The organism is Mesorhizobium sp. WSM4904 (assembly GCF_029674545.1).
GTDB lineage: Bacteria > Pseudomonadota > Alphaproteobacteria > Rhizobiales > Rhizobiaceae > Mesorhizobium.
Map to the genome: position 1 here is coordinate 4,968,168 of NZ_CP121354.1, position 8,522 is coordinate 4,976,689.

At 62.3% G+C, this 8,522-nt stretch carries 13 protein-coding genes; 8 read left to right on the plus strand and 5 right to left on the minus strand.

All coding sequences use genetic code 11. The features are described from left to right. Positions 1 to 35 precede the first annotated feature (35 nt). A complete protein-coding gene (locus QAZ47_RS23930; RefSeq protein WP_278203239.1) occupies positions 36 to 353 on the minus strand; it encodes a hypothetical protein in 318 nt (105 codons plus the stop codon). A gap of 516 nt (positions 354 to 869) precedes the next feature. Between QAZ47_RS23930 and QAZ47_RS23935 the strand changes: the two genes are divergently transcribed. The 3 genes from QAZ47_RS23935 to QAZ47_RS23945 all read left to right on the plus strand — a co-directional run bounded on the left by QAZ47_RS23935 (position 870) and on the right by QAZ47_RS23945 (position 4,452). Next, complete coding sequence (locus QAZ47_RS23935) at positions 870 to 1,088, plus strand: DUF982 domain-containing protein (RefSeq protein ID WP_278207928.1); 219 nt, start codon at positions 870 to 872, stop codon at positions 1,086 to 1,088. A gap of 65 nt (positions 1,089 to 1,153) precedes the next feature. After that, positions 1,154 to 2,056 (plus strand): alpha/beta hydrolase, encoded by a 903-nt coding sequence (locus QAZ47_RS23940; protein ID WP_278230968.1) that lies wholly within the window; start codon positions 1,154 to 1,156, stop codon positions 2,054 to 2,056. A 479-nt stretch (positions 2,057 to 2,535) separates the two neighbouring features. After that, a complete protein-coding gene (locus tag QAZ47_RS23945) occupies positions 2,536 to 4,452 on the plus strand; it encodes a tetratricopeptide repeat protein (protein WP_278230969.1) in 1,917 nt (638 codons plus the stop codon). A gap of 289 nt (positions 4,453 to 4,741) precedes the next feature. Here the strand turns inward: QAZ47_RS23945 and QAZ47_RS23950 are convergent, their stop codons facing one another. Further along, positions 4,742 to 5,107, minus strand: coding sequence for a hypothetical protein (locus QAZ47_RS23950; protein WP_278230970.1), 366 nt, complete (start codon positions 5,105 to 5,107; stop codon positions 4,742 to 4,744). A 404-nt stretch (positions 5,108 to 5,511) separates the two neighbouring features. Here QAZ47_RS23950 and QAZ47_RS23955 point away from each other — a divergent pair, with 404 nt between their 5' ends. The 5 genes from QAZ47_RS23955 (at position 5,512) to QAZ47_RS23975 (ending at position 7,241) form a co-directional block, all read left to right on the plus strand. Next, positions 5,512 to 5,613, plus strand: a complete 102-nt coding sequence (locus tag QAZ47_RS23955; protein WP_347566955.1) for a KGG domain-containing protein — start codon at positions 5,512 to 5,514, stop codon at positions 5,611 to 5,613. A 228-nt stretch (positions 5,614 to 5,841) separates the two neighbouring features. Continuing rightward, on the plus strand, positions 5,842 to 6,333 hold the full coding sequence (locus QAZ47_RS23960) for a hypothetical protein (protein ID WP_278230971.1): 492 nt from the start codon (positions 5,842 to 5,844) through the stop codon (positions 6,331 to 6,333). 71 nt (positions 6,334 to 6,404) lie between these two features. Beyond that, positions 6,405 to 6,647, plus strand: coding sequence for a hypothetical protein (locus tag QAZ47_RS23965; protein WP_278233928.1), 243 nt, complete (start codon positions 6,405 to 6,407; stop codon positions 6,645 to 6,647). A gap of 25 nt (positions 6,648 to 6,672) precedes the next feature. Beyond that, entirely contained in the window at positions 6,673 to 6,870 is a 198-nt protein-coding gene (locus QAZ47_RS23970; RefSeq protein WP_278230972.1) for a hypothetical protein, read from the plus strand. Between the two features lie 50 nt (positions 6,871 to 6,920). Then, positions 6,921 to 7,241, plus strand: coding sequence for a plasmid stabilization protein (locus QAZ47_RS23975; protein ID WP_278230973.1), 321 nt, complete (start codon positions 6,921 to 6,923; stop codon positions 7,239 to 7,241). 49 nt (positions 7,242 to 7,290) lie between these two features. On the opposite strand, the gene QAZ47_RS23980 is transcribed toward QAZ47_RS23975, so the two are convergent. The 3 genes from QAZ47_RS23980 to QAZ47_RS23990 form a co-directional block, all read right to left on the minus strand. Further along, positions 7,291 to 7,830, minus strand: coding sequence for a hypothetical protein (locus QAZ47_RS23980; RefSeq protein WP_278230974.1), 540 nt, complete (start codon positions 7,828 to 7,830; stop codon positions 7,291 to 7,293). 135 nt (positions 7,831 to 7,965) lie between these two features. After that, positions 7,966 to 8,121 (minus strand): hypothetical protein, encoded by a 156-nt coding sequence (locus QAZ47_RS23985; protein WP_278230975.1) that lies wholly within the window; start codon positions 8,119 to 8,121, stop codon positions 7,966 to 7,968. Further along, positions 8,122 to 8,463 carry a hypothetical protein gene (locus tag QAZ47_RS23990; RefSeq protein WP_278230976.1) on the minus strand — a complete coding sequence of 114 codons (342 nt, stop codon included), beginning with the start codon at positions 8,461 to 8,463 and terminating at the stop codon, positions 8,122 to 8,124. It abuts the gene before it with no gap. Between the last annotated feature and the right edge of the window lie 59 nt (positions 8,464 to 8,522).

Genomic DNA, 8,522 nt, shown 5'->3' on the forward strand with positions numbered 1-8,522 from the left:
GCGGGAAAAGTTTCACGCCAGGCCGATGCGGCGTTCTATTTTGACGGCTGCGGCGGGATCTCGCCCGGCTTGATCACAGGCATTTCACTGCCGGTGGGAGGCGGGATGGTTGCGTTCTTGTCGCCGGTGGGCGGCGGCTTCAGCACGCCGCCGCAGGGTGCCAGGCTGCCGGAAAGGTTGTTGGACTGACTATCGGCCTGGGCTTTCGGCTGCTGGCCGTTCTGCTTCGGCATTGCGTTGTCATCCGGCTTGACCTGGCAGTCCTCGATCTGCGGATTCTTCGGCTGGGTCTGTGCCACGGCAGTCATTCCCGACATCAGGACGATGGCGAGGCCAAGAAGTGCTTTCTTCATTGGATCCTCCTCAGGTTCAGTAACCCCCGATGATCGGCAGGATCTCGCCGGTGATGTGACTGGGCGGGCTGGCGTTCCGGCGCCAAACCGCGACGTCGCGCCATCTTCGCGGTCTCGGTTTTTCGATCGGATGCTGGTCGGCATCGTCATCTCCTGAGACACAACGCACGCCGGTGGAAAAGGTTGGCCTTCGTTCGGCCTGGCGGTCGCCCCCCGTCTGGCACAGCCCATCCGCCAGCGAGCAATATGTTGCCTGCCCCTGGGTCTGCCCGGACCAATGGGATGCAACCGGCCGCGGCATCTTCGTTTATGGCGATCCAAATCTTTGTGGTGGCAACATGAAACCCGTTCGCACGAACAATCCGCTATTCATCCTGGCTGCCGCGGTACTGACCGCAGCGCCGTTCGTCGGCCTCGCCTGGCGCGCGCATGAATGGTTCGGATGGTGACTGGCAATGAGCCGCTTCCTGCCGCTCACCATCCGCTTCGCCAACGATCGCCGACGCGCAGAAGGCGCTGAACGGGGCATGGAAAGACAAAGAGGCGCCGGACTATCTCGCCGCGACACGGCTGGTGGACGACGCCGTGGCAGGCATCTGCCGGCCGGCGGTTGCCTTCGCCGCCTTCAAGAAGGCCGCCGCGCAACAGGGCCTGCTGAAGCCGGCCGACCCAAGCGCGGCGCTCTCGATGCTCGATGCGCTATCGTCGCGCGCCGGCAAGGGTCCGCCGGGTTGAAGCACGCCCAGCGGCCTCGGCAACCATCCGTGACCTTGGCCGTTCCGTTGCCGGAAAGGCAGAACATGTTCGAAGGGTTTGAAGTCGCCGAAGTCGACACGGGCGAAGCGCGCAATTTCATTCGCCGGGCCGGCAGCGGGCCGGGGCTGCTTCTGCTGCATGGCTTTCCGGAAACGCATCTGATGTGGCGCGACGTGGCGCCGAAGCTCGCCGACCGCTTCAGCGTCGTCTGCGCCGACCTGCGCGGCTATGGAAGAAGCTCCTGCCCGCCGTCCAGTCCGGATCATGCTCCCTACGCCAAGCGCGCCATGGCTGCCGACCTTGCGGCGCTGATGACGAAGCTCGGCTTTTCGCGGTTCATGGTTGCCGGGCACGATCGTGGCGGGCGGGTCGCCTATCGGCTGGCGCTCGACCATCCCGACCGCGTCGAGAAACTCGCCGTACTCGACATCATCCCCACCGCCGATGCCTGGGACCGGGCCGACGCCCGGCTGGCGCTCGGCTATTGGCCATGGTCGCTGCTGGCGCAGCCTGAGCCGCTGCCGGAGAAGATCATGGCGGCGGCCGCCGATGCGATCGTCGACAACGCCCTGGGAGGCTGGGGCTCCTCGCCCGACGTGTTCCCGACCGCGGTGAGGCGGGCTTACGTCGGGGCCTTGTGCGACGCGGTCCATATCCATGCCATCTGCGAGGAATACCGGGCCGCGGCGACGCTCGACCGCGAGCATGACCTTGCCGATCGATCAGCCGACCGGCGCATCGCCTGCCCGGTGCTGGCGCTCTGGAGCGGGCACGGCGCGCTCTCCGAATGGTATGCGGCCGAAGGCGGCCCGCTGGCGCTGTGGCGAGAGTGGGCGGACGATGTGCGGGGCGGCGCGGTACCCGGCGGTCATTTCTTTCCAGAGGAATTGCCCGACGAGACAGCCGCCATGCTCGGCGATTTTCTGCTGCCGGCCAGATCAGCATGACGTTTGGTTGAACCGCCGTCCTGATCTAGCAGTCAGAGTCTGACGCTTGGTGCCGGGTCGTAGGCCCGATCAGGATGGAACTCCCCGTCGCCTGTTGCCGATAGGAACGAGCAAGGTGCGCGAGAAGCGGCCAGCGCAACGACTATCATCGAACGACCGAAAACGGGCCGAGGCCGGTCTGGCAGCTTCCGGCTAGGTGGAGCGGAAAAGCAGCCATTCCCATAGGGAACTAATGCTACGTCGCGAAAACACGGCGAACTCTGGGCTGAACCGCAAATGCCTTGCCCCAAAGTCGGCTAAAGCGAGTGCCTGGCCGCTGCCCGAAAGCAGACCTCGTTGTATGCGACGTTGGAGCTGCAGTCCGCGCCTACCGCACCAGAATAGCCTGAGTGCAGCCTCGACTTTGCCTTCAAAAGATTTGCGCGACTTGCATTCGACAGCAGGATAAATTCCATTCGACCGAACTTCGGAGAGGGCAGGTGGAACGCAGACTAACCGCCATTCTCGCCGCGGATGTGGTGGGTTACAGTCGCCTCATGGGCTTGGACGAGGCCGGCACGCTCGCCGATTTGAACCATCATCGGACAGAATTATTCAACACCAGCGTTGCGAGGCACCATGGACGCATCGTCAAGCTGACAGGCGACGGCCTGCTCATCGAGTTTTCAAGCGTGGTGAATGCAGTTGCCTGCGCGGTGGATATCCAGCGCGGCATGCGCGACCGAAACCGCGACGTGCCGCCCGGTCGCCGCATCGAGTTCCGCATCGGTGTCAATCTGGGCGATGTGATTGTTGAAAATGACGATATTTTCGGCGACGGCGTCAACCTGGCGGCTCGACTGGAGGCATTCGCAGAGCCGGGTGGCATCTCTATTTCCGGCTCCGTTCGCGACCATGTTGGCAGCCGGCTTGATCTCGTATTCGAAGACATGGGCGAACGGTCTTTGAAGAATATTGACCGGCCGGTTCGCGTCTATAACATTTTGCTCGGCGCTGCCGCCGGCGCCGATGACCGCGCTCCCTCTTCCAAGGATCGATGGGATAGTGCAAGGCCGCGCATTGCAGTACTGCCATTCAATAATATGAGTGGTGACCCTGAGCAGGAGTACTTCTCCGACGGAATAACCGAGGACATCATCACCGATCTGTCGAAAGTATCCGGCCTTTACGTCGTCGCCCGCAATACGGTCTTTACCTACAAAGGCAAGCCGATCAGGGTGCAGCAGGCGGCACTGGAACTCGACGTCAAATTTGTGCTCGAGGGCAGCGTTCGGAAGGCGGGGCAGCGCGTGCGGGTCACCGGGCAGCTCATCGATGCGGCGGATGGTGGGCATATCTGGGCTGACCGCTACGATCGGGACTTGATCGACATCTTCGCGATCCAAGACGAGATCACCCGCACCATTGTCGAGCAACTTAAGGTCAGGCTTCTCCCCGAGGAGAAGAAAGCGATAGAGAAAGCATCAACCGCAAATGTGGAGGCCTATACTTATTATCTCAAAGGGCGAGAACTCTTCCGGGAATGGACCAAATCGCACCTGCTTTCGGCGCGCCGAATGTTTGCGATGGCCGCGACATTGGACCCGGACTACGGGCGCGCATATGCCGGCATAGCCGCATGCGACGCGACCCTTTTTGTATGGCACTCCGAGAAGGTTTCGCCGGAGGCAATCATGAAAACGAGCGCCAAGGCTATTGCGCTCGATCCAGGTCTTGCGGAGGCTCATGCTTCGCTTGGCCTGGCACTTCAGCATGACGGCCGCACCGATGAGGCTACTGCAGCCTTTGAACAGGCGCTTTCCGTGGATCCCAACTCGTTTGAGGCGAATTTCTTCTATGCGCGGCTTTGCTATCTCAAGGGCGACTTTGCCGCGTCGGCGGTATACAGCGAACGCGCCGCCGAGATTCATCCCGATGACTACATGCCTTCGTATTTCCTGGCATCAGTGTATCGCGGGCTCGGGCGCTTCGCGGAAGCCGAGCGATGCGCACGCAAATCGCTCCAACTCGCGGAAGAGATGCTGGCGCTGCATCCTGAAAATGGCGGGCCTGCCCACCGGGCAGCGCTTTTGCTTGCGTATCTGGGTGAAGCCGGGAGGGTGAGGAATTTGATCGCTCGCGCCCTTGTCATCGATCCTGACGATCTCGCCGGCCGCTACAACATCGCGGCCGCTCTTTCTGTCATAGGCGATCATGACGAAGCGTTGGACCATCTCGAAAAATTTGCGCAGCATACCAACCCGCTCCAGCTATCTCTGATCAGCAACGAGCCCGACTTCGACCCGATCCGCAATCACCCACGCTTTCGGAAAATATTTGCCGGCCTTGACGAGAAACGAGCAGTGAACGCCACGTCCCTCATTCCTGGAGTGTCCGAGGCTGGGTCTAAAGGGTAACTGCCCGAACGATATCAATCGAGTTGCTCTGCCAGAGCAGGCCGGCCGGTTAGCGATGACAGCTTATGGACGTAAGGCAGACGAACGCTCCCAAACGCCAAGCGACCGCAAGGGTCATGGGGGTGAATTCGGCCGCGGCGAGCGAGCGTCCGCGTCGGGGACAGAAGAGGTATTCCCCGTCGGGTACCAAGCGTCAGATTTCTACCACTAGCTCTTTGTCGGAGCATGATCGTGTCCGGAAGCCAGCTCCCACTTTTGCGTTCGCTGCCCTCCGGTTCGGGATCACGCCCTAAAGCGCGTAGGCCAGGGTGAGATAGATCGCCGGCGCGAGGATCAGGCAGAGCGCCATCACGATCACCACGGCATTGCCCAGACGCTCGGCGCGCCTGGCTATGTCGGCAACATCGTCATCATCATTGATGAGTTGGAGGATCGAGATGTCGGCGAGAGCGGAGAGATGATTGTCGTTTGCGGGGTGGCTTTCAGGCTCTCGGAGTTGGGGCTTGGCAGAAATGAAAGTCAAACGTCGTCTCGCTTTCGAAACCGGCAAAGCGGCTTCCTTGTCCGATGATTTTTGGGTTCCGACGGTATTGGGCGCCCGCCTTTGCGCGGAAATGGCGGGCACCCAAAATGCCGACGACGGAGGAGAATCCATCGACGACCGCTCACCAACTCAAAGCTTTTGCTTTGGTTGCCGTCAACGGCCCAATGCGCGGGCCACTCGGACTTCAGTCGTAGGGGCCGTTCGGACCGTGGCCCCCGCGCACACGCCCATGCCGATCGGCCAGCGCATACGAGACTTCGCGCCAGCGTCCTGGGGTGCAGGATTCACGAAATATTTCGCGGGGGAACATCGATCGCGGGCATCGGTTCTCCTTACTCAAGGATGTCAGACCTCCTTGAATTCACCCCGAAGACCAATCCCCAACCAATGGAGCAGTAGATATGCCTAATCAAGGCGGAACTCACGAACAGCATGTCAGGGCCGGCCAGCAGAGCCACAAGAACCGCGACGACCAGCATCGCCGCAGCGGCCAACAGCAGGCCGAGGACCGCAACATGCGCCAGCAGAGCGCTGGTCAGCACAGGGGCGGCAGCGGCAATTTCGCCGAAGACCGCCGGCGTGCCTCGGAAGCCGGCCGCAAGGGCGGCCAGTCCTGACCCGGCCGCAAGGGCGGCCAGCCGATAGTGAAGCTGCGTTCCCGCGATCCCTTCGCGGGTGCGCCGGCTCTTCAGCAATTCCAGGAAGGCGCGCAGCGGTTTTCGTTCGCAGCTGCGCTGCCGCTCCAAGCCTCCCGCCCCAAGCGATTGGAACTTCTTCCCCTCCCCCCGGTTCCTAAAACACCCGGCGGCCGCCGCTGCCAAGAGGATGTTTCAACGGAGGCACTCATGTCCATGCGCACACTTCATCCCGAGCGCGTCGACGAGACACGTATGCATGCCTATTCGATCTTCGCTCCGCTGCTGATCAATGCACTGGCGCAGACGCTGGAGCGCCGCCAGGGCATGAAGGAGCTGGACAAGCTCGAGGCATCGCTTCTGCGCCTCATCGAGGAAACCGTCGTCGCCGCGCCGGATGGCGACGCGCTGAAGGAGTTCGCGGTCGAGCTCATCACCTCGACGCTACGCAATGTGCGCGAACATCCTGATGCCAAGCATGATCTGGAGGAGATCGACAACCGCCGCACGCAAGGGCGGTCGGAGATACCGGCGACGCTGGAGGAACAGCTTCAGTCCGGCCTGGAGGATAGTTTCCCGGCCAGCGATCCGCCTGCGGTCGTGTCCACCGCCATCACCGGGGGCTCGAAGACTATCGTCGGAACCGACGAGGTGCTGCGCCGCAAGAAGGCGGCCTCGAAGCGCGAGCGGCATCCCAAGTAAGCGGAGCTGGTCCGGCGAACGGAACAACTCCCCGGCCCGAGGGTTGGTCCAATAGCGGAAGGAGAAAAATGATGCACAGGAAAGAACTTCCGAACCGACCGGGCGCCGGTCACTCGCCATCGTCGAGCAGGTTGTCCAGTCATTCGCCGTCGTCCAATCAATTGCCGACCAAGGGCGGCGAGGATCCGGACGTGCGCTTCCTGGCCGAGAACAGCGACCTCTCGCCGAGGCAGGCGCGCGAGCTGATCCGTGAGCACGGGCACGACCGTGACGAGCTTTTGAGGATCGCGCGCACCATGAAGGCCGAGGGCTGATCGCGCTGCGGAAAGAGAGGCAAAAATGAGCAATTCACCGAAGAAGGGATCACCGGGAACGTCCGACCAGTGGCCGCGCTGGGAAGGCCCGGAAGAGAACCGCCCGCCCGGCTACCTGCCGGCCAAGGATGATCCAGACGAGGATCGAGACGCAGCCGGCGAGAACAACAAGGATCCCGAGCGATCCGACTTGGGCGACATCGCCAAGAAGAAAGGCTCCTAGGATTTTGGCCTTCACCCTTGAACGTCACTCAGCGCAACAGGAGAAGAAGAATGCCACGCGGAGACAAATCGAAATACAGCGACAAACAGGAACGCAAGGCGGACCACATCGCCGAAGGCTATGAGAGCCGCGGGGTGTCCGAGAAGGAAGCCGAGCGTCGGGCCTGGGCGACCGTCAACAGGGACGACGCCGGCGGCAAGAAGGAAGGCGGCTCCGGCCGCGGCAAGCACACCGGCAATCCGGCGGCGCACAAGGGCGGTAGAATGGGCGGCAATGCGTCGGGTGAGAGGTCGGCGGCGGCGCGGTCGGCGTCGGCCAAGAAGGCCGCGGCAACCCGCAAGCGCAACGCGGAACGCCACGCGCATCATTGATGCGGACGCCGGAGCTGCTGATCTTCCCCCTTGTGGAGGAGATCAGCTATCAGCCGCCATACAGCCCGATTTCGTCCGGCTGCAGCGAGGCGGTACTCGCCTCATCCTTGCCATGATCACCCAGGTGTTTTGCCAGGGCGGCGTCCAGCCTGTCGCTGTCGCCGCCTTGCGGATCGACGATCGTGTTGACCAGCATATCGAGCGAAATGCCAAGCTGGTCCAGGCCAAGCTGCCTTTCGATTTCGGCGACCGCGGAGGGAGACTGCCGTTTCATGGCTTCGACCGCGTTCTTGACGGCCGAAGCATAGGACGTCACGGATTCGTAGTCGGCCTGGTCGATGCCGAACTCCTTGCCTGCCCGCTCCATCAGCCGGACCTTTATCGCCGTGACGTTGAGGCTGTTCACGCTGAACATGGATCGGGAGATTTTGGCCTGCGCCTGGATTAGCGGCGAGCCGGCGCCGTCGGGTTCGGCAGCGCGATTGATGCTCGATATGAGACGATCCGCGGCCGATCTGGGCGCCGGCGCCGGATGTTGCTGCTGCAGGGTCAGAAGGGCGGCGCTGTTCAGCGTGGGAGGTGAAGACATTGCTGGCCTCTAGGGCGCCCATCCGTCATAGAGTAGACGCCGGATAGTCGAGCCAAGACGTCATGCCTTGAGCAAAGCAAAAAGCCGGTTCGGCACGCCAGTAGCACAATTGTCCTAAGAATTTCCTAGAGCGGTTTACCGTTTCATGGAAACGGCAAACCGCTCTATCTCTCTGTTTTGCCGCAATTCCGGACGGAAGGCTGCGGCGAAGTCGCCGAGCCCGACCGTTTCCACTTTTCCTGGAATTGCTTTAGTGGCGATGGTCTCTCCGTCGGGGAGATTGACGCTCAATCAGTCGTCGCCGCCGCCGCTGTCGCCGCCGTCATGACCGCCGCTATCACCGCCACCATCATGGCCGCCGCTGTCGCCGCCATCGTGGTCGCCGTCCTCATCGTCGCCCTGGTCGCCTTCATGCGAGCCCGACTCGACGCCGTCGGCCTGATGGTCGGTCTCGTCATTCTCGGTGGCTTCGTGGTCGCCATCGACGCTGGTGGTGGTGATCTGGTCGTCGTCATCCTCGGTCGCAGCCGCCGACACCTGGCCGCCATGGTCGGAGCCCGCGTATGACGGCTGCGCCGCACAGATGCCGAGGAGGCCGATCGCGGTCGCCGCCAGCAAGGGAAGGTTTTTCATCAGTCGCTCCGATCTGTTTTCAGGTGCGGATCATTGCCCCGGCGGATTACGGCGCGCTT